Here is a 19,379-nt window from a genome sequence, read left to right as displayed (position 1 = left end):
GTGAGCACTGGCAAGTTGAAGGTGATGACGGTGGTGGGTACCCGCCCGGAGATCATTCGCCTTTCCTGCATTATTAAGGCCTTCGAGCAGCACTTCGATCATATTTTGGTCCATACCGGCCAAAACTGGGATCGAAACCTCAATGAGGTGTTCTTTGAGGATCTGGAGCTGGACCAACCAGACGTGTACCTCAACGCCGATACTTCTTCCCTGGGTGCGGTCTTGGGCGATGTACTTCGCGGAACAGAAGCGGCAATCCTTGAGCACCGCCCCGATGCGCTGGTGGTGCTTGGAGATACAAACTCTTGTATCGCAGCGCTAATGGCGAAGCGTTTGAAGGTGCCGGTGTATCACTTGGAGGCGGGCAACCGCTCTTTTGATCAGAACGTGCCTGAAGAGATCAACCGCCACCTAGTGGATCACGTGAGCGACTACAACCTCACCTACACCGAGCATTCTAGGAAGAACCTCCTGGCCGAAGGCTTGCACCCGGCGCGTGTGGTGATTATGGGTTCCCCAATGCGGGAGGTGCTGAGCACCTTTAGCCAACAGATTGCGGCTTCTGATGTGCTTGAGCGCCTTGGCCTTGAGCCCGGAAACTACATCCTTGCCTCCACCCACCGGGAGGAAAATGTTGATCTCGAGGATCGCTTGAATAGTGTCGTTGCCAGCTTGGCTGCGGTGGCCAAGGATCAGCAGTGCCCGGTGTTAGTTTCCACCCACCCTCGCACCCGCAAGCGCCTTGATGCCTATGGCATCAGCGCCGATGCAGATGTGCGCTTTCATGAGCCTTTGGGCTTCCACGATTACAACAAACTGCAGCAGCAGGCGCGTTGCGTGATTTCAGATTCGGGCACGATCAGCGAGGAGTCCACCATGCTCGGATTCCCCGCCGTGACGTTGCGCGATGCCATCGAGCGCCCGGAGGCCATCGATACCGGCTCGATTATTACTACTGGTTTAGACCCTGATGATGTTGTAGACGCAGTCCGCATCACCATCGCGCAATGGAATGCCAATGGTCCGACTGCCTGCCCCGTGGATTATCAAATCAGTGACTCTTCCCGCCGCGTGGTCAACCTGATCCGTTCCACTGCAAGCACCCATCACCAGCGATTGGGTATTAGACGATGAGCAAAGCAGTGGTGTTTTGGCAACCAATCCTTTCGATCCACCAGACGCCTCTTCTAGAAGAATTTGGGCGCATCTATCCCGGCGATTGCTACCTGGTGGTGGATAAGCTTTTTCCGAAAACGCGCGTGAACGCCGGTTGGGATGTCAAGGCACCAGAAAACATTCGCCTCATTGGCCCTGAAGATAACGCCAATACGGTTCCTTCCGATGCGATCCACGTGGTCAGCGGATATGTTGGCCCTCAACGTTGGTTGCAGCAGCGCAAGCGAGTGCTTGCCGACGCCAACGCGGACGTTGTAGTCATGGTTGAAGGGATCTCGCGCTTGGGTGGGCCGGCGAAGCGCGCGGCACGCTTTTTCAAACAAGGGATGGGGCGGATGCATCTGCGCCACCACCTCCGCGGCGTGCTTGCTATTGGAACGCACGCTCAGCGTCAGGCTGCACGCATGGGGATAGCAGAAGAACGCATCTATCCCATGCTCTATGCCACGGCCACGCCAAAGGTGCAGCAGCGTCAATCCTTGCCGGAAAACTGTGCGGTGTTCGTGGGCAAGCGACGCAGCCTCAAAAACACAGACACCCTGGTCAAAGCCACCAAGGGCCTATGCCCACTGGTGCTGATTGGGGCACAGGAAGAAGGCTTCGAAGATGGCGCTGAAGCTGCAAGCCATGTAGAAGTATTAGGCCCTATTGAAAATGAGCTGCTTGCTTCCTATTTAGTTGAGGCCGCCGTGCTCGTGCTTCCTTCCTGGCACGATGGCTGGGGTGCCGTAGTTAATGAAGCCCTGGCCTGCGGCACACCGGTGGTGTGTTCTGCTTATGCCGGTGCGGCAGACCTCATCAATTCTTCAGGACCATTTCGTGGTGTGGTGGTCGATCACCCAGACCAAGATGCCCTGCACGAGGCCATCGCCCAGGTGCTGCATGCGAAGGCTGATCGGGACGTGATTCAGTCCTGGGCTTTAGAGCACATCAGCCCGAGCGCAGTGGCACCGTACTTGCAGCGCTGCTTAAATGCTGCCGCTAGTGCAAACCAAGGCCGACCGACCGCGCCCTGGCATAGGGGGTTATTAGGCTAATGCTCACCTTCTACTCAGTGCTTGCAGCCATCATTGCAGCACCCCTTGCCATTTGGTTTTCAATGGTGTGGTTCCGTAGACCCGCCTTTGCCATGGGTACAGGGGCTGCGCTCTCGGTGCTCTCGCTCACCCAGTTCTTCCCCGATTCCCTTCGTCTTGCGCTTGCCGCCTCCCTGGTGCCCCACGCCATTACTGCCCTATACGCTGCTACCCGCGGCACCTCTCCGAATAAAGACCTGAGATTCCCCAGCGTGATCCCCGTGGCGCTGTATGTGGGCATGTGCGCGCTGAGCATCCTTTGGTCTTTGGACCGGGCCCAAACCATCACCTCGACACTCGCCTGGGTGGTGCTGGCAATGTTCGCGCTGACCTTCAGGCAGTTGGTGCCCTATAAGAAGATCCGCGTGATCTTCTTCTACATTTTGCTCGGTTTCTTCATCGCTTGTATCTTCGCGCTGCTCACACCATTCGGGTGGGCAGGTGGCCGAGCCCGCGGCGTATTCCAAAACGCCAACGCCAGCGCCATCTTTGCCTTCCTCCTAGCAGGTTTAAGCATCTGGATGGGCAAGAAGTATTACCGTTGGCTGCTTCCACTGTGTTTCGTATTCATCTTCATCACGGGATCGCGCGCGGGCATGCTCGGCTTTATCGCTGTGGTGGTGGTGTCCTTCTATTGGCGCATGAACACGCTGCAAAAGCTCTTCTCTTTTGGCCTGGCGCTTATTGCACTGTTCCCGGTTGGCAACGTGGTGTTGAACTTCCTCACCTCCGGTGAAACCGATGCGGTGCTGTTGCGCACGGATAATACGCGCGAAGACACCACTGTCTTAGCACTCGACTTCATCAAAGAAAATCCCTGGCTCGGCGCGGGCTATCGTGCTACGCCCCCTGGATTGGGCTCGAATTCTTATCTGAAATTGCTGGCAGAATTCGGCATCGTTGCCATCTTCGCCGGCGTTGTACTTGCAATCGCCTATATCTCTTGGTCAAGAGTGGATTCAGTGATGTTCGGACTTACGATCGCCACCCTGATCGACTGCCTATTTGAAGATTGGCTGCTCACCGCTGGTGCGCCCATGCTGCTGATTTACTTTGTGCTGCTGATGTCAACACCGCAGCCTCAAAAAGATGAGGACACGGGCAAGAAGGTTCGAAAACCGTACTCACCTGCCGAGCAAACCTTAAAGCTCTAATAGTTTTCTAGAGCTTCGCTCGAAGTGCCGCGAGTTCCTTGCGTTTATGCGGCAGCTTATACACCAGCGAAGTAATCAATTGGGAGCCGTGCAGCACCATGTTCAATATCGCCTGCCGAGCTGCCTTAGGCAGCCTGCGAAGGTCCCGGTAGATGCTTTTAAGATGCTGCTTGGCCGAGAGGCCTTCTTCAATCTCATGCAGGGCACACAAATGCGTCAAGGCAATCCCCGAATAGATCTGCTTTTTTAGCATCACTTTCTTCGGTTCACTCTTGGTTCGCGGCTGCAGCAAAGCACCTTCAATAAAGTTGGTGGGTATTCCTTGTTTGAAGCAGCGAACCGCAAGCTCTACGTCTTCTCCCCCGTATGCAGGAAGCGACTCATTAAACCCACCCACGCGCTCGAGTAAGTCTCTACGCGCTGCACAACAACTACCCTGTGCAAACCAGATGCCAAAGCGTTGTTCCCCGCCGACTCTCGTGGCGCCGTTGATATAGAAATATCCTCCAGCGAGTTGCTCTTTATCACTATGCGCCAGTGCATCACAATAGGCACGGCCCCAGCCGGGAAGCACTACATCATCGTCGTCTACAAAGGCCACGACTTCGCCTTTAGCAAGAGCTAAACCGGTGTTGCGTGCGTAGGAAAGAGAAGGGCGATCATCTGCCCGAAGCTGTAGGGCGCGGTAAAAGACATCCGCGTGGTGTTCAAGCCAGCGTTCCACCACAGCGTATGAGTTATCCGAAGAGCAGTTATTCACCACGATGAGCTCCATGCGAGCCGCGATGTCCTGCCCCGCCAGTGCGTTGAGTTGATCCTGAATCACTGTTGCACGATTATGCGTGGCAATAACTACAGAGAGTTCGGGGGCTTGATCCATGAGGTCATGCTAGCAAAATGGACTCTCAATAACGCTAGATTTGCTGCCTCCTGGCCTGCAGCGCACGGCTAATAGTGCCGATGAGCGTGAGGTTGAGATCGAACTTCTTCCACACGAATATCGCCATCAGAATTTGGCGTAGCGATAAGCCCAACGTGGAGGCAAGCGCGATGCCATGAACCCCTATGACTGGTGCAAAGAGGAATGCCAGGCCCACCGATACCGCTACCGATACCAAGACTGCCGCTGCGGCTCGCAACTGTTGCCCGGCAAACATCGCCACTGATTCCACCGGACCGAATACCTGTGACACTGAAAATCCCAGGCCCAAAATCAGCAGAATGCTCCAGGATCCCAGGTACTCACTTCCATAGACCGCCGAGATCACCGGGCGGCCAACAAAAATGACGGGCAGCATTACAAGGAATGAGCTGCCGAGCGCCCAGAACATTGTTCGATCTGATTCGGCAGCAATTTTGGATTTATCCCCACCGGGAACTGCCTCGGCCAGGCGAGTATTAGCAACGGCAGCGATGGCGTTGTTGCCCATTACCACCAGAGCCATGCCGGCGAGCGCGACCTTGTATAGGCCTGCGGCTTTCAGGCTGAACAGGGAGTTCAGCAAAATCATGTCGATATTGCCAGAGAGAATTTTCGAGCTGCCCAGAATGGACAGGGTAAAAACAGCAAGCAAAAAGGTCTTGCGCGACATGTATGTCTTTGGCGGCTGATCAGGCAGCGCCTTGATCGCCGGGCGGATCATCCAGGCCCCCACCAAAAAACCAATCAAGGTAGCGCTTGCATAGGCCACCGCTCCCACTTCTGGGCCTACATGGTGCACGCTCACAAGAAGCACAGTGACGATGATTGCGGTGCCCACTGGCCGCACAATCATGTCTGGGATCTGGGATCGAACTGCCTGCCCCATACCTTGCATGATTGCCATTCGGTTTGAATCCGCGGCAAGCATGGGGGCTACCAGGGCGGCGACGAGGATACCTGTGCTGGTTCCTGCGATGGTGAGCCCGAATTTCCAAGCAACGATAGCGGCGAAGGCCAAGATGGGAAGCAGCAGAAGGAAGGTGTTTCGGCCACGACGGATGACCAATCGGATCAACCCTGGATCTTCATTGACTCGCGCTGCTGCTACCTCACGCGCCATTGCTCGGGGCAGGCCGGCGGTAAAGGGGATGGCAATAATGGCAGCGGTAGAAAGAATCACGCCATAAGCGCCGTAATCACTAGGGCCGAGCAGACGCGCCAAAAGCACGGACACGGCAAAACCTAATCCGCCGTTGAGTCCACGGATCCCGATGGATCGCACGTAGCTCGATCGCTGTAGCTTTGTTAGAAAATCCATTCTTCTTCTGATTCTGCGCTGCCTAATGTTTAGCCATCTTGGATCCTAGCCCTCAACACGGCAATGTCAGAGTACGGTGGCCGGTTCAACCTTCTATGGGGCCATTAGGCTTGCTGCAAAACGCGGAACTGTGCAGCAAGTGGCGTGATAAAGTCCATTGCATATTGGCGATCAGCAGCTTTCGCCCCAGCAAGCAAGAACACGAAAGACAACGCGTATGCTCGGATACCCCGCTCAATTGATGCGCGCTACGCTGGGCCGCAAGCGTGCTCAGGCAGCGTCGACTGCCGCTTTGCAGTGGTCACAAGATGCCAAGCTGGACCCTGAAGCCATCGCAGATTCTCAGTTGCGGCGTTTTAATCAGCAGTGGGAATACGCCAGCACCCTGCCTTTTTATCGGTTTTGGAAGCAACACCACGACCTGCCGGATCGCATCTCCACATTGGAGGAACTCGATCAGTGGCCGGTGTTGGAAAAAGATCATCTCCGTGAGCACGAGGATTTGGTGCAAGCGACCCCTGGCGCCACTGCTGTCTACCGAACCTCTGGATCTACAGGCAAGCCTTTTGCTTTTCCCCGCGGCGCTGCTGAATTGATGGATGGTTACGCCCGCACATGGGCGTATAGGCAAGCCCACGGCTTAAAGCCTTTCGACGCTTTCGTCTTAACCGCTAATACGCTCGGACACCAGGCACATACCCGGAAAGGCTATGTGGAAGCACGGGTGAAGCGCATGGCAAAAGACATCGCCGGTAACTCGTGGACCTTCCCAGGTTTAATCGCCTCACCAGATCAAGCGGATGCAGCGCTTGCTACGATCAGGCGCCTTCGGCCACGCTACCTGGTGGGCTATACCTCCGCCTTAGTGATGATCGCCGAGCGTTACCTGAACACGGGCGCCAAGGGTTTGGAATTTATCACTCACGTTATTCCCTCGAGCGAAACCGTCACCCCGGCGGATGCCGAATTGCTGAGCAATCTCGGAACGGTGGTGGTGGAATATGGCGCGATCGAGGCCGGGGTGATTGCTGCGACGATGCCACAACCACAGGTTCAACATGGATGGCCAATTCAAGTGCTGTGGCCTTGGATTATGCTGCGCGAAGGATCAGTGCTCAGCACCTTAAGCAAGCGAGTGTTTCCCCTGATTCATTACAGCCTGGGCGATGACTTAAGCGCATCCAAATACGGGCCAGGGGGCACAATCTTGGAGCTCTCAGCGGTGCAGGGACGCACCCGCGATGTGATTCGCCTTGCCACCACCAACGGCCCAGAAGATATCCGCGCCTGCGAGCTTTCCATGCTTGTGCGCAATATCGATGGGGTGCTTTCAGCCCAAGTTGCTCCTACTGCCGATGAAGGTGCAGATATTGCGGTGGTCTGCAGCAAGGATCACCCCAGCAACAAGATTGCAGCCCAAGCCAAAAAGGCGATGCAGATCCACCACCCCGAGGTTGTACCGGGGCGTGTGCGCTTGCGTTTTGTTGAAGAATTTGTGCCTTTAGCTCGCGGCAAAAGGGGCGTTGCTATTGATGCCGCTCGCATTCCTACCGACGCCCCGGCGGAGGAGATCTGATGAAACTGCACATTATTACCTCGTTGTGGCCATCACGCGCTAACCCCATCAGCGGCATTTTCGTAGCTGAACACGTATCCGCTTTGCGTGAACAAGGCCATGAAGTATGGGTCACGGTGGTTTCGCCAAGAAAGAGCGAATGGCTTGAGATCGCTGGTGTTACCCCGCACTATGTGCGCACCCTGCACCTGCCTGTTCGTTTTCACAGGCTCCATAGGCCAATCAACACCAAGCTCGCCGCCCGGGTTGCTAAGTGGACCTTGCCTAAGCCAGACGTCGATGCACTTATTGTGCACAATCAAATACCGCTGGGATTTTGTGTTCCGTGGTGGCAATCGAAGCCCTTGCCTACTGCCGTAATCGTGCACGGAGATAATCCGCCACTCAACGACCCAGATAACGCGGCTTGGATGCGTAAGCACCTTCCAGATATCCCCGAGCATGTGAAGGTCCTTCCGGTTGGTAAGACGGTCGTGCCGTTTCTAGAAAACCTCGGGGTGCGCCACCACACTGTGTTAGGAAATGGCACCAAATACGCCGAGAAGGCTGCTGGCAGTAGCACGCCTAAGCTTGTCGTGAGCATTTCTAATATGCACAAGGGCAAAGCCTTGGATGTGCTCATTGATGCCTTTGGGTTGCTCGATGCTAGCTGGCGGCTGCGCATCGTAGGCGATGGGCCAGAACGCCGCGCACTCGAAGATCAAGTAGAGGCGCTGGGCATTGGCCAGCGCGTGGAATTCTTAGGCCGGCTTGATCGCGAAGCCACCCTAGCTGTACTCGATGGTGCTGATCTTTTTGCTTTGCCTTCTACCCGTGAACCTTTTGGTGTGGTGTATCTCGAGGCTGCCATGCGTAGCATCCCTCCGGTTGGCTGCTTTGGCACCGGAGCCGAGGAGATCATCAACGATGGCGTCACTGGCCGTCTCGTGCCAAAGCGCGACCCAGAGGCCCTAGCTGCAGCGCTAGAAGATATGTGGGAAAAGCGAGATGCCCTCGGGGATGCGGCACGCGAGGATGCTTTAGGTAAAACCTGGCACCACTACAACGAGCAGTTATTAGCAATCCTCGGATTCCCCTCGTAGCCAGCATTGAGCCAGCAGCCAAAGCATGTGGCTCAATGCCTAGCCCAGCAGCCAATCAAAATAGGCATCTGGGTCAAAGGGTTCCGGTTCTGCTGGGATATTGGCCTGCAGTGCATGGGCTGTTGCTTGGGCAAGCGTGCTATCTGCCCCATAGGCACTTAGCGCACCACCTGCGATTTCCCTATTCTGCTGGCTATCCGGGGCGATCACGGCACGACCACCGCAGCGCGCTTCGGCTAGGGCGTAGCCAAAGGATTCCAGGGTTGGTGGAAAGAAAATGGCCTTGGCTCTACCCCACCACTGCGCCAAATCCTCGGCAGGCATAAGCCCAATGGGTTGGTAATTGGGATGCCCATCGGCTTCTGGGATATCACCTGGGAAGGCTGTGACAGCGACTTTGGTTGCGCTTTGCTCTACCGCCTCTAGTAAGGCTGGAATGTGCAGGTCAAGGCGCTTATAGGATTGTGGAACAATCGGCACCAAAATGAGGTCGTTTTCTGGCTGCATCTCAGCCCAGCCCCGCGGTGAGACGGGGTGCATCCGCACCTGGATACGATCTTCTAGCTTCGGTGCATGCTTGGCCACGCGCTCGGCCATGGCGTGGCACGGCACCACGATCCGGTCTGCTCGATGCGCAAGCGCCCGAATCACTGGGATCTGTTTACGCATGTGCTCGCTGGGGGTGTAGCCGAGCTGGGCAAATTCTTCTTCGCTGGCGAAGTGCAAGGCGTTGCGCAAAAGCACGGTTCGCTCACCGATAGGACCAAAAAATGATGCATTATTTAGCGCAATCTTTTTTGCTCCTAGGGCTTGCCATTCGCGTTGCACAAGCCATGTGGAAGAAAGCCGCTCGCCACCAATCAAGCGCACGTCTTCGCGGGGGTGGCGCTGCAGATAATCTTGAAGCTCAAGGAGAAAGCGTCTGGCGCCGCCGTTTGTGGCGCCTGCGGTATCGATGATCGTCTTTGCTGAGTTTCGCTTCAGGCTCATAGGCGCACCACGTTCGGGCTATCCGGTACCACGTTGCGGGTATCAAATACCGGTACTCCAAGCTGGGCTAAGCCAGAAAGATCGAATCCTTCGTGATCATTGATCACCACAACCACATTGGCCTGGTCTGCCCGTTCCAGGTCCCAGCGTTCTACCGCCTTTGGCCAAAGGTGCTCAGGCACAAAGGGGTCTGCCGCCACCACGTTGGCACCACGGGCTTGGAGCAGTTCGATGATGCGCAATGAGGGTGCTTCGCGCACGTCGCCGGTGTTTGGTTTATAGGCCACACCTGCCAGCAGCACGGTGGAACCTTTGAGTGATCGCTCTTGATCGTTGAGCAGGTCCTGGACGCGCTGGACCACATAGTCGGGCATGTGGTTATTGATGTCATTGGCCAGGTCTACAAAGCGGAAGGCATGGCCCAATTGGGATTCAACCTGCCAGGAAAGGTAGGAGGGATCAATGGGAAGGCAGTGCCCGCCAACGCCTGGACCTGGTGTGAACTTCATAAACCCAAAGGGTTTGGTGGCAGCGGCGTCGATCGCCTCCCATACGTTAATTCCTAATTGGCCGGCAAATTGTGCAAGCTCATTCACCAGTGCGATATTGACGTGCCGGAAGGTGTTTTCCAGCAGTTTTGCAAGCTCTGCTTCGCGGGTGCCGGAAACGGCAACGGTGCGTTCGATGAAGGTATCGAAAAATCCCTGGACTCGTTCAAGCGAGGAGGCATCGATGCCGGAGACGATCTTGGGCGTTTCTTTTAAGCCATAGCGACTATTGCCTGGGTCGATGCGCTCGGGTGAATAACCAACGAAGAAATCCTCGCCCGCTTGAAGCCCGGATCGCTGCTCCAGGATCGGGATGAGCAGTTCCTCCGTGGTGCCTGGGTAGGTGGTTGATTCTAAGATGACGGTCGATCCGGGGCTTACGAAAGGCCCGAGTGCCGCACCGGCTTCTTCAATAAAGGTGAGATCCGGGCGAGTATCGCGCAAGGGGGTGGGCACCGAGATCACGGCGATATCGAAGTCAGTTGCTAGCTCATAGCTTGTCGACGCAACGTAGCGCCCAGCATTGGCAACCGCTTCAAGGCGCGCATCGCTGATATCTTCTACCGGCGATTGCCCTTGCTGCAAGAGGCCGACTTTGCGCTGGTCTAGGTCGATGCCAGCTACGTCCCATCCGACCTCTGCGGCACAGACCGCGACTGGCAAACCAACATAGCCCTGGCCAATGACCACTACTTTGCCGCGTGCATTGTTCTTCATCGGATCCAGTTTCCTTTCTCACGGCTTGGATCGCCCACCAGGCCGCTTGCATCTACCCCGAAACGAGCGTCGAGAGCTGCAAGGTCACGGCCTGCAGAGAGCAAATCGCCACGAAGTTCGGGTACTTCAAGCAATTTTGCGGCGAGCTGTTCGCGCGTCATTCGCTCTACCAGGTCGGAATCAAAGTCTTGATCGGTTTCCAATCCAGCTACGCCTCGATCGGCAAAGTGTTCATAGTTCAGACCACGGTTATCTACCGGAAGCCTCAAGTGTGTGCCCAGATCCTCGGCAAAGGCGAGTTCCTCACGGGTTGCCAGTGTCTCATGCAACTTTTCGCCGTGGCGCACACCAATGGTGGTGATATTCGCGGGGACGTCGAAAAGCTCGCACATCACCTCAGCCAAATCGCCCACGGTGGTAGCCGGCGCTTTTTGGATGAAGATATCGCCTGCTTTACCCAGGCGAAACGCGCGCTCGACTAGATCCACTGATTCCGCCAGGGTCATCATAAAACGCGTCATGCGCGGTTCGGTGAGCGTGAGGTTCTTGCCCTGGCGCAGTTGCTGCACAAATAGAGGGATCACAGAGCCACGCGAGTACATCACGTTGCCGTAGCGCACACAGCTCACGGTGGTGTTGGCTCCGCCGACACGCCTGGCGTGCGCCCGAGCTACCTTTTCCATCAGCGCTTTCGACATACCCATCGCATTGACCGGGTAGACGGCCTTATCGGTAGAAAGACACACCACGCTTCTTACGCCAGCATGTTCTGCAGCTTCAAGCACGTTTTGAGAACCCAAAACATTGGTGGCTACGGCTTGATCTGGAAAGAATTCGCAGCTCGGTACTTGCTTGAGGGCGGCGGCATGGAAGACGTGGTCTACTCCGCGCATGGCGCGTTCCAAGGAGCCGGCATCGCGAACATCGCCAATGACATAACTCACGCGATCATCACCTAGACGGTGGCGCATGGCATCTTGTTTAGCTTCGTCGCGAGAAAACACTCGCACTTCTTGCGCTTGGGTACGAAGAATCCGCTCAACAACGGTGTGGCCAAAGCTGCCGGTGCCGCCGGTGACCAACACCGTGCGGGCATCGTATTCGGATTGCTTGCTCATTATTTCGCTCCTTGCTCTTGCTCAGCGCGGGCGTATTGCTCCATCACTTCGCGCACATCGTTTCCTTCTGGCACGCTGCTTAGCGGCGCTACACTTACCTCGCTTACGAGCGGGTGGCGATCGCCTTGGATTGCGGTTTCGCGGACGTCGAAAAGCTCTTCCGACATCTTTTCTCCTGGTCGGAGGCCTGTGTACACGATCCTCAAATCATTGCGACCGGCCATCGACATCAGGCCCCTTGCTAGATCCTCAATGAGCATTGGCTCGCCCATATCCAGCACCAAGGTTTCTCCAGACCGCCCCACTAAGGCAGCTTGGAGCACTAACTGTGCTGCCTCGGGGATCGTCATAAAGTAGCGACGAACCGAGGGATCGGTAATGGTTAAGGCATTACCGCGTTTGATCTGCCCCATGAAGGTCTCCACCACGGAGCCCCTGGAACCCAACACATTGCCAAAGCGCACCGAGACCCACCGGCCTGGGGTGCCAGCCGCTGCACGTGCGGCAGTAAGCCGCTCAGCCATTCGCTTCGAATCGCCCAGCACGCAACAGGGATTGGCGGCTTTATCGGTGGAAACATTGACCACGATTTCTGCGCCACAGGCCTCGGCGGCCAACAACACATGCTCGGTACCGAGCACATTCGTCTTCCACGCTTCTTCTGGGTAACGCTCCAGCAGTGGTTGGTGCTTCAGCGCCGCAGCATGAATCACTACTTCGGGGCGAAGTGTGCAGAATAATTCGCGGATTCCGGCCTCGTCGCGGATATCAGCCAGGATCACTGTCTCATCGTCTAAGAGCGCCTTGCCAGTCAATGAGAGCTGCGTATGGTGCAAGCCTCCCTCGTCGCGGTCAAGCATGAATAATTCTGCTGGATCAAAGCGATACACCTGGCGGCACAGTTCGGAACCAATGGAACCGCCCGCACCGGTGACGAGTACACGCTTGCCGCTAATGATGCTGCGGATGCCCTCAATATCAAGGCTGGCTTGTTCGCGGTCCATGAATTTGGCTACGTCAATATCCTCAAGGTTGCCCAAGGATAGGCCATCGACATGCTGCATCGACGGCACCGCAAGCACTCGCATCTTCGCTGCGCGGGCGGCGTCGCGAACGCGATCCAAGGTTAAATCGCTCAGTCCTGCATCGGCGATGACCAGTGTTTTCGCACCGGTCTTTTCTGCAACAGCGGCCAACTCATCTAAGCCACCGCGCACACGCATGCCATGAATAAGCCCGCCGCGGCGTTGAGGATCCTCGTCGAGCACCGCTTTGACAATAAATTCGGATTGCTCCGACTCTGCCAACTGGGCTACAAAATGCCTGCCAAGCTGCGTAGCCCCATAGAGAATAATCGGTTCACGGTCGTGCTCGCGTACCTGCGCCACCACCATCTCGGTTGCGCGAAGAAAGAGCACAAGGCACACCACGATGGGTGCCGCTAATAAGGGAACGGTCCTTGGAATCCCGGCGTTGGGATACAGTGTGACCGCTACAACAAATCCGAGGAACCCCCCCCATTAAAACTGCGGCCGCTGTAAGGATCACATTGGTGCGGCTCAAGGGGGATTGTTCCCCACTACCGCGACGGTACACACCAAGCAGCCCGCCACAAATCGCGTGGCCGAGCATGATCGCTGCCACAATCACCGGCCAATAGGAATGGCCCAGTTTGATGGTTACTGGCTCAAAGTCCAGGCGAAGCCAGATCGCCGAAATCAGCGCCGGCATCCACATGCACACATCCAATAGCATGCGACGCCATGTGAATGTGTTCATCGATGATTCCTTCCAACGTAGACTTGGCTCATGTCCTCAGTGCTTTTTATTTGTACGGCTAATATCTGCCGTTCACCCTTGGCCGAGGCTTTGTGGCAAGCCAGAGGCTTCGAAGCCTCAAGCGCCGGCATCGCCGCACGCAACGGCATGCCCATGCACGAATATTCAGCCTTGGTGCTAGAAGAGCAGGGCATCGCCGCAAAAGACTTCTCATCAACGTTGGTAACACCGGTGCAAATTGCCAATGCCACTGTGGTGTTGTGCATGGAAGCAGCACAACGCTCAAAAGTGCTAGCTATGTCACCGGCAGCCATGTCCAAGACCTTCACCTTGGGCGAATATGCGGCGATCCTCCAAGACCACCCCGGCGTGAGCACCCGCGATGCGCACAGACAACGTCGCGGATACCAAGCGCCGGATGTTGCAGACCCCATCGGTGGCACCGTGGAGGATTTTCGCACCTGCGCGGATACCATCGGAGCTTTACTCGACATCATTGAAGCTAACGCCACCTAGGATCTGCCCACCACAACTTCTTGGGTCTGGGGCATGCTCATGATCTGCCCTCAGCATCCTTGCCCGACTCAGATTCGCTTGGTTGTGGTGCTTGCTCATCTACAACCGGCGGGAATTCGTGGGTATCTGGGTGGCGCTCGGACTGTGGCTTCAGCGCGGCACTCGCCCCGGCCTGGGGAGCCTCGGCGAGCACCTTGTTTTGGGCAACGGCAGCCTTGGTGGCATCCGTTGAATTGGACTTCTTGGTATTGCCGTAGCCGTAGCCATAGCCGTACTTGCCATAACCTGAGCCACCGCCGCTACGCACACTGTTGACGATCACACCAGATGGGGTGACATTGGCAATGGAGAGGTTTTCCAGGGTGCGGGCTAGAGCTGTGCGGGTCACCACATTGACTCGGGCAACGAGCACCACAGCATCTGCCGCTGGTGCCAGCACCACGGCGTCGGTCACTGCATCGACCGGTGGGGTATCGATGATGGTGATGTCATAGTGCTCACGCGCCCATTCCAGCAGGGCTTGCATTCGCTTGCTCGACAACAGCTCGGAGGGGTTCGGTGGCGTTGGGCCTGCGGGGATCACGTCGGGTTCCATATCGCCACCGGAGAAGATCACATCTTCAAACTCGATCTGTCCTGCCAGCACGTTAGACAAACCAACATCCTCCGGCACGTCGAAGGCTGCACCGATCTTGGGCGAGCGCAGGTCGGCGCCGATAACCAAGACGCGGCTTCCCGCCTCTGAATAGGCGCGGGAGATATTGGCGGATACGAAGGTCTTGCCCTCACCTGGTAGCGCAGAGGTAATAAGGAATACGCGAGACTCCTGATCCCCTCCAACAAAGCTCATAGATGTACGAGCTGCGCGCATCGCCTCGGCAGAAGCAGAGTGGCCGGAGCGGAAGTCCAGCAACACGCCCTTCTTTTCTCCCCTGGATCGGGATTGAGGTACTTCGCCAAGGATCGGAACGCCGGGAGCCAGGGTGATAAATTCCTCGGGCCGACGCACGCGGCGATCAAGCAAGTCAGCCAAAATGCCCATGAGCAAACCGGCAATGATGCCAACGAACAGGCCAAGAGCGATCATTTGAGTGCGCGTAGGTGGCACTACCGAGGGGTTCTGGGTGTTATCGGAGACGATCGTGGCAAAAGCCTGAGGGCCGGTTCGGAAAGGAATGGCTTTGCCGTTTTCATCAAAGACAACAGGTGGCCCTCCAGGCCCCCACTTAGGCGTCTCTAGCTCCTCAATGACCTCGGGATAAACCTCCGCTAGCCCGCGAGCAACCTGAGATGCAGTCTCGGGGCTCTTGGCGGTAGCGGAGACGTCGAAAAGCACCGTCTTTTTCACATCAGAAGCATTGACCATGCCCCTGAGCTGCCCCACAGGGATCCCGGTGAGTTCAGAGACGCGGTCGAGCACCAAATTGGAGCGAACCAGCTCAACATAAGAGGCAATGCGGGTTTCGGCCGCCAAATTGTTCTGATAGGACGCGCTCGCTGAGGACGCCTCTCCGGTCATGGTCACTGTGAGTCGAGCGCTGGCCCTGTACTCCTGCTGGCGAAGTGTGCCCCAGCCGCCGACCAATCCGGCGATAACTACTGCGGTAAGCAAGATAACCCACCACTTGCGCCTTAAAGCGCCCGCCAACATTGCCAATTCGCGCATTTTGCCTAACTCCTTCGGCGCGCAATACTCATTGCGCGACTTTTATTGCACGACACAAATCTGGGCTCGTGACCGCAGTAATAGTGTCCATGAGCAAAACCCATAGAGCAAAAGTTTGTTGGGGAGCACACTGCACTTGAAAGCCGATCCGAAGGGATGGAATTCAGCACAACCGGTTTTCCCTGCAACGTTTCACTCCTGGTTCCACGAATGCCTAATCGTTGCATCGACACATTCCGAAACGATTACCCCCATTTGTGTAAATGACAATCGTTATTAGCAGCGCTTTAGTGCCCCACCCCGAAGCAAATCTAATGGCATGATCGTAAAAAGAAGCCCCCCCCACCAAAGAAAGAGGGAACGTGCCTTACTACGACAAAGTCCAAGCCATCATCGCCACCGAGGCCAACGCCCCAACCACCTCCACAACCATCTGCATTCCCGAACCAGGCCCGCATGATGTGGTGGTCAAGATCCAGGCCTGCGGCGTGTGCCATACCGATCTGGCCTACTGCGAGGGCAATATCAGTGATAATTTCCCCTTCCTGCTCGGCCACGAGGCCGCCGGGGTGGTAGAGGCCACCGGCTCGGCGGTGGAGCACGTCCAAGAAGGCGATTTTGTGGTGCTGAATTGGCGCGCGGTGTGCGGCGAGTGCCGTGCATGCAAGAAGGGCGAGCCAAAGTACTGCTTTAATACCCACAATGCTTCTCAGCCCATGACCTTAGAAGACGGCACTGAGCTTGAGGCAGCGCTGGGCATTGGCGCTTTTGCAGAAAAGACCCTGGTGCATGAAAAGCAGTGCACCCGCGTGGATGCTTCTGCTGATCCCGCCGCCGTTGGCCTGCTTGGCTGCGGCATCATGGCTGGCCTTGGTGCCGCTGTGAATACCGGCGAGATCAAGCGTGGCGAGTCTATTGCCGTGATCGGCGTGGGCGGCGTTGGCATGGCCGCTATTGCAGGTGCCGCTTTAGCTGGTGCTAGCACCATCATCGCCATCGACATCTCCGATGAGAAGCTAGAAAGGGCCCGGAAGGAATTCGGCGCTACGCACACCATCAATTCCAAGGGTTTAAGCCGCGATGCATTAGTAGAAAAGGTCCAAGAGCTCACCGGCGGTGTTGGTGTAGACGTCGCAGTGGATGCGGTGGGCCGCCCCGAGACTTATGAGCAGGCCTTCTATATCCGTGATCTTGCCGGACGTGTGGTGATGGTGGGGGTGCCTTCGCCTGATATGAAACTCGAATTGCCTTTGCTGGATATCTTTGGCCGCGGTGGCGCTTTGAAGTCTTCTTGGTATGGCGATTGCTTGCCTGAGCGCGACTTCCCCATGTACACCGACCTTTTCCAGCAGGGGCGTTTCCCTTTGGATTCCTTTGTTGATGAGCGCATCGGCTTAGGCGATGTCGATGCTGCCTTTGACACCATGAAGCAAGGCAAGGTCTTGCGATCTGTCGTAGAAATGGAGCAAGCATGAGCACATCTGAATCTGGCCTGCGCATCGACCGCGTCGTCACCCACGGCATCTTCGCCCTTGATGGCGGCGAGTGGGAAGTAGATAACAATATTTGGGTGCTTGGCGACGACCACGACTGCTACATCATCGACGCAGCCCATGATGCCGCGCCGATCATTGAGGCGGTGGGCAACCGCAATGTGCTGGGCGTGTTGTGCTCCCATGCGCACAATGATCACGTCAATGTTGCCCCTGAGCTTGCACGCCACTTTGATACTCGCATCTTCTTGCACCCAGGCGATGCGCCTCTGTGGCAAGAAACCCACAAGGACCTCCCCTTCGAGGAACTTGAGCAGGACATGGCCTTTGCTATTTCAGGCTCGAAGTTGCAGGTGCTTAACACCCCAGGGCACTCCCCTGGCTCTTGCGCCTTCTATCTTCCCGACGCCAAGGTGCTCTTCTCCGGCGACACCCTGTTTGCCGGCGGACCCGGCGCGACTGGCCGCAAGTACAGCTCCTTTGACACGATCATCGACTCGATCCGCCACAAGCTGCTCACCCTGCCGGGCGACACCGAGGTCTATACCGGCCACGGCGATGCCACCGAGATCGGTAAAGAGGCACCGCACCTTCAAGAGTGGATCGCGCGCGGGCACTAGCCTCACCCGCTAAAAGCACGATCCCGCACTAGGGAATGCCGCTAGGCCTGGTCTTGGCCTAGCACCGCCTCACGCAGAATGTTCATGGGCACGCTGCCTACCGCAAGTGCCTTGGTGTGGAATTCGCGCAGGCTCATGCCTTGGGCGAGGGCGTCATCGCGGAGTTCTTCCCACAGCCTTTGGCCAAGCGCATAGGAGGGTGCTTGGCCTGGCCAGCCTAGGTAGCGCATGAGCTCGAATTGCCTATTGGGCAGGTCCATGGAGGAATTGGCCGCCAAAAATTCCCAGGCGTATTCATAGCTCCACTCGCCGCCGTCTGGGGTGGGCAGGCCTAGGTGGAAGCCGATGTCCAAGACCACACGTGCGGCGCGGAGACGTTGGGCGTCGAGAAGCCCCATGCGAGTAGCGGGATCATCATGGAAGCCAAGCTCGGCCATGAGCTGTTCGGCATAGAGTGCCCAGCCTTCGCCATGGCCGGAATTCCAGCAGGCGATCCGGCGGAAGGTATTCAGCGGCTGTTGCATGGCGGCGGTGCATTGAAGGTGGTGGCCTGGCACGCCCTCGTGGTAGACGGTGGTGAGTTCTTGCCAGGTGTGGAATTGCTCCTGGCCTGGGGCAACAGACCACCACATGCGGCCGGGGCGGGAAAAGTCTGCGCTCGGCGGGGTGTAGAAGATGCCGCCGGTACCTGCCGGGTCAATGCAGCATTCAAGCTCGCGGGCAGGGCCTTCAATATCGAAGTGTTCACCGGCGAGGGCTGCAAGTGCCTCATCGGATCGTTGCTGCATCCACTGCTGAAGTGCCTCGACACCATTGATGGTGTAGCGCTGTTCCTGATTCAACCGGGCCATCGCTTCTTCTACGCTGGTGCCCTCACCAAACAGCTCGGCGGCGATGCGCTCTTGTTCAGCCACAATGGCAGCCAGGCGCTGTTTACCCCAGGCGTAGGCATCTTCTAGATCCACCGATGCCCCAACCCATTGGCGGCTGGCAAGCTCATAGCGCTGCCTTCCCACGGCATCGTCTTGGGTTGTTCTAAGCGTGCCCATCCAGGTGGCGAATTCTTCCAAATAGGCGCTGACCTCTGGGTTTTCTGCCGGCAGCTTGGATGCGAAGGCGCGCAGATCCTCTTGCACCCCGGCCACCTGACGGGCAGCAGGCAGCAGGCCGCGCGATTGCCCGAGTTCCAGGCTCTGCTGATAGCCCTTGAGCGCTTGGGGGATCTGCGCCACGCGCGCAGCGAGCACTTCGCGCTGCTGATCTGTCTCGGCTGGCATTTGAAATAGCGTGTCGCGGATCCACTGCACCGGGCTGGTGATGTTATTGACGTGGCGCAGGTGCTCGCCTGCCTCAAAGGCCTCAAGTTCAACGCCGAGGCGATCAATCAGCGTGGCGCGCGTGACCTCATCTTGGGCGTCTTCTGCCTGATATTGCAGCGCAAAATCGCGCAGGCTTTGGGCAAGGTCTGCTAATTGCTGGTGGTATTCGGGTGTAAAGGCATCGATCTGGGTGGCGTTTTCTTGATCCATGCCCCATGCGGTGGCGCTAAGTGGGCTCAGGCGAACCAGTGCGTGGATGTAGTCTTCGCAGCGTTGATCTAGTGCAGTGCTCATAGCCTTTCAAGTTAC

16 protein-coding genes are annotated in these 19,379 nt (G+C 56.9%); 8 read left to right on the top strand and 8 right to left on the bottom strand.

Features of this window, described 5'->3' with window-relative positions; genetic code table 11:
• From wecB to CPPEL_RS00470, 3 genes are read left to right on the top strand one after another with little or no spacing between them, the layout of a single operon-like run.
• The gene (gene wecB / locus CPPEL_RS00480; protein WP_245990458.1) at positions 1 to 1,134 is read left to right on the top strand and encodes a non-hydrolyzing UDP-N-acetylglucosamine 2-epimerase; all 1,134 of its coding nucleotides are present in this window, start codon (positions 1 to 3) and stop codon (positions 1,132 to 1,134) included.
• On the top strand, positions 1,131 to 2,213 hold the full coding sequence (locus CPPEL_RS00475) for a glycosyltransferase (RefSeq protein WP_123959127.1): 1,083 nt from the start codon (positions 1,131 to 1,133) through the stop codon (positions 2,211 to 2,213). Before wecB ends, CPPEL_RS00475 begins: the two co-directional genes overlap by 4 nt.
• Positions 2,213 to 3,406, top strand: coding sequence for an O-antigen ligase family protein (locus tag CPPEL_RS00470; RefSeq protein ID WP_123959124.1), 1,194 nt, complete (start codon positions 2,213 to 2,215; stop codon positions 3,404 to 3,406). The genes CPPEL_RS00475 and CPPEL_RS00470 overlap by 1 nt, the downstream gene beginning before the upstream one ends.
• 7 nt (positions 3,407 to 3,413) lie before the next feature.
• Here the strand turns inward: CPPEL_RS00470 and CPPEL_RS00465 are convergent, their stop codons facing one another.
• On the bottom strand, positions 3,414 to 4,286 hold the full coding sequence (locus CPPEL_RS00465; RefSeq protein WP_123959122.1) for a glycosyltransferase family 2 protein: 873 nt from the start codon (positions 4,284 to 4,286) through the stop codon (positions 3,414 to 3,416).
• Positions 4,287 to 4,320: 34 nt separating this feature from the next.
• Positions 4,321 to 5,646: an oligosaccharide flippase family protein gene (locus CPPEL_RS00460; protein ID WP_123959119.1), complete on the bottom strand. Its 1,326-nt coding sequence runs from the start codon at positions 5,644 to 5,646 to the stop codon at positions 4,321 to 4,323.
• A gap of 217 nt (positions 5,647 to 5,863) precedes the next feature.
• On the opposite strand from CPPEL_RS00460, the gene CPPEL_RS00455 reads away from it, so the two are divergent.
• Both CPPEL_RS00455 and CPPEL_RS00450 read left to right on the top strand, forming a co-directional pair.
• On the top strand, positions 5,864 to 7,222 hold the full coding sequence (locus CPPEL_RS00455; RefSeq protein WP_164470332.1) for a phenylacetate--CoA ligase family protein: 1,359 nt from the start codon (positions 5,864 to 5,866) through the stop codon (positions 7,220 to 7,222).
• The gene (locus CPPEL_RS00450; RefSeq protein ID WP_123959113.1) at positions 7,222 to 8,304 is read left to right on the top strand and encodes a glycosyltransferase family 4 protein; all 1,083 of its coding nucleotides are present in this window, start codon (positions 7,222 to 7,224) and stop codon (positions 8,302 to 8,304) included. Before CPPEL_RS00455 ends, CPPEL_RS00450 begins: the two co-directional genes overlap by 1 nt.
• Before the next feature lie 39 nt (positions 8,305 to 8,343).
• Here the strand turns inward: CPPEL_RS00450 and CPPEL_RS00445 are convergent, their stop codons facing one another.
• From CPPEL_RS00445 to CPPEL_RS00430, 4 genes are read right to left on the bottom strand one after another with little or no spacing between them, the layout of a single operon-like run.
• Positions 8,344 to 9,294: a glycosyltransferase family protein gene (locus CPPEL_RS00445; RefSeq protein WP_123959111.1), complete on the bottom strand. Its 951-nt coding sequence runs from the start codon at positions 9,292 to 9,294 to the stop codon at positions 8,344 to 8,346.
• Positions 9,291 to 10,559: a nucleotide sugar dehydrogenase gene (locus tag CPPEL_RS00440; protein ID WP_123959108.1), complete on the bottom strand. Its 1,269-nt coding sequence runs from the start codon at positions 10,557 to 10,559 to the stop codon at positions 9,291 to 9,293. The genes CPPEL_RS00445 and CPPEL_RS00440 overlap by 4 nt, the downstream gene beginning before the upstream one ends.
• The gene (locus tag CPPEL_RS00435) at positions 10,556 to 11,677 is read right to left on the bottom strand and encodes a polysaccharide biosynthesis protein (RefSeq protein WP_123959105.1); all 1,122 of its coding nucleotides are present in this window, start codon (positions 11,675 to 11,677) and stop codon (positions 10,556 to 10,558) included. The genes CPPEL_RS00440 and CPPEL_RS00435 overlap by 4 nt, the downstream gene beginning before the upstream one ends.
• Positions 11,677 to 13,095: a polysaccharide biosynthesis protein gene (locus CPPEL_RS00430; protein ID WP_123959103.1), complete on the bottom strand. Its 1,419-nt coding sequence runs from the start codon at positions 13,093 to 13,095 to the stop codon at positions 11,677 to 11,679. The genes CPPEL_RS00435 and CPPEL_RS00430 overlap by 1 nt, the downstream gene beginning before the upstream one ends.
• Positions 13,096 to 13,486: 391 nt before the next feature.
• On the opposite strand from CPPEL_RS00430, the gene CPPEL_RS00425 reads away from it, so the two are divergent.
• Positions 13,487 to 13,972 carry an arsenate reductase/protein-tyrosine-phosphatase family protein gene (locus CPPEL_RS00425; RefSeq protein WP_123959101.1) on the top strand — a complete coding sequence of 162 codons (486 nt, stop codon included), beginning with the start codon at positions 13,487 to 13,489 and terminating at the stop codon, positions 13,970 to 13,972.
• Between the two features lie 37 nt (positions 13,973 to 14,009).
• On the opposite strand, the gene CPPEL_RS00420 is transcribed toward CPPEL_RS00425, so the two are convergent.
• Positions 14,010 to 15,638: a tyrosine-protein kinase domain-containing protein gene (locus CPPEL_RS00420; protein WP_123959098.1), complete on the bottom strand. Its 1,629-nt coding sequence runs from the start codon at positions 15,636 to 15,638 to the stop codon at positions 14,010 to 14,012.
• Positions 15,639 to 16,027: 389 nt separating this feature from the next.
• Here CPPEL_RS00420 and CPPEL_RS00415 point away from each other — a divergent pair, with 389 nt between their 5' ends.
• Both CPPEL_RS00415 and CPPEL_RS00410 read left to right on the top strand, forming a co-directional pair.
• Positions 16,028 to 17,113 carry an S-(hydroxymethyl)mycothiol dehydrogenase gene (locus CPPEL_RS00415; protein ID WP_245990518.1) on the top strand — a complete coding sequence of 362 codons (1,086 nt, stop codon included), beginning with the start codon at positions 16,028 to 16,030 and terminating at the stop codon, positions 17,111 to 17,113.
• Positions 17,110 to 17,751, top strand: coding sequence for an MBL fold metallo-hydrolase (locus CPPEL_RS00410; RefSeq protein ID WP_123959092.1), 642 nt, complete (start codon positions 17,110 to 17,112; stop codon positions 17,749 to 17,751). Before CPPEL_RS00415 ends, CPPEL_RS00410 begins: the two co-directional genes overlap by 4 nt.
• A 41-nt stretch (positions 17,752 to 17,792) precedes the next feature.
• On the opposite strand, the gene CPPEL_RS00405 is transcribed toward CPPEL_RS00410, so the two are convergent.
• Complete coding sequence (locus tag CPPEL_RS00405; RefSeq protein WP_123959089.1) at positions 17,793 to 19,364, bottom strand: DUF885 domain-containing protein; 1,572 nt, start codon at positions 19,362 to 19,364, stop codon at positions 17,793 to 17,795.
• Positions 19,365 to 19,379 lie beyond the last annotated feature (15 nt).

The sequence above is a fragment of the Corynebacterium pseudopelargi genome, from assembly GCF_003814005.1.
GTDB lineage: Bacteria > Actinomycetota > Actinomycetes > Mycobacteriales > Mycobacteriaceae > Corynebacterium > Corynebacterium pseudopelargi.
The sequence above is the reverse complement of the archived record's forward strand: the minus strand, read 5'-3'. Positions and strand labels throughout refer to the sequence as shown.

Bases quoted from the DNA above. Each gene is read 5' to 3' on its own strand.
- CPPEL_RS00475 (WP_123959127.1), top strand. From the start codon at position 1,131: ATGAGCAAAGCAGTGGTGTTTTGGCAACCAATCCTTTCGATCCACCAG.
- CPPEL_RS00470 (WP_123959124.1), top strand. From the start codon at position 2,213: ATGCTCACCTTCTACTCAGTGCTTGCAGCCATCATTGCAGCACCCCTT.
- CPPEL_RS00465 (WP_123959122.1), bottom strand. From the start codon at position 4,286: ATGGATCAAGCCCCCGAACTCTCTGTAGTTATTGCCACGCATAATCGT.
- CPPEL_RS00460 (WP_123959119.1), bottom strand. From the start codon at position 5,646: ATGGATTTTCTAACAAAGCTACAGCGATCGAGCTACGTGCGATCCATC.
- CPPEL_RS00455 (WP_164470332.1), top strand. From the start codon at position 5,864: ATGCTCGGATACCCCGCTCAATTGATGCGCGCTACGCTGGGCCGCAAG.
- CPPEL_RS00450 (WP_123959113.1), top strand. From the start codon at position 7,222: ATGAAACTGCACATTATTACCTCGTTGTGGCCATCACGCGCTAACCCC.
- CPPEL_RS00445 (WP_123959111.1), bottom strand. From the start codon at position 9,294: ATGAGCCTGAAGCGAAACTCAGCAAAGACGATCATCGATACCGCAGGC.
- CPPEL_RS00440 (WP_123959108.1), bottom strand. From the start codon at position 10,559: ATGAAGAACAATGCACGCGGCAAAGTAGTGGTCATTGGCCAGGGCTAT.
- CPPEL_RS00435 (WP_123959105.1), bottom strand. From the start codon at position 11,677: ATGAGCAAGCAATCCGAATACGATGCCCGCACGGTGTTGGTCACCGGC.
- CPPEL_RS00425 (WP_123959101.1), top strand. From the start codon at position 13,487: ATGTCCTCAGTGCTTTTTATTTGTACGGCTAATATCTGCCGTTCACCC.
- CPPEL_RS00420 (WP_123959098.1), bottom strand. From the start codon at position 15,638: ATGCGCGAATTGGCAATGTTGGCGGGCGCTTTAAGGCGCAAGTGGTGG.
- CPPEL_RS00410 (WP_123959092.1), top strand. From the start codon at position 17,110: ATGAGCACATCTGAATCTGGCCTGCGCATCGACCGCGTCGTCACCCAC.
- CPPEL_RS00405 (WP_123959089.1), bottom strand. From the start codon at position 19,364: ATGAGCACTGCACTAGATCAACGCTGCGAAGACTACATCCACGCACTG.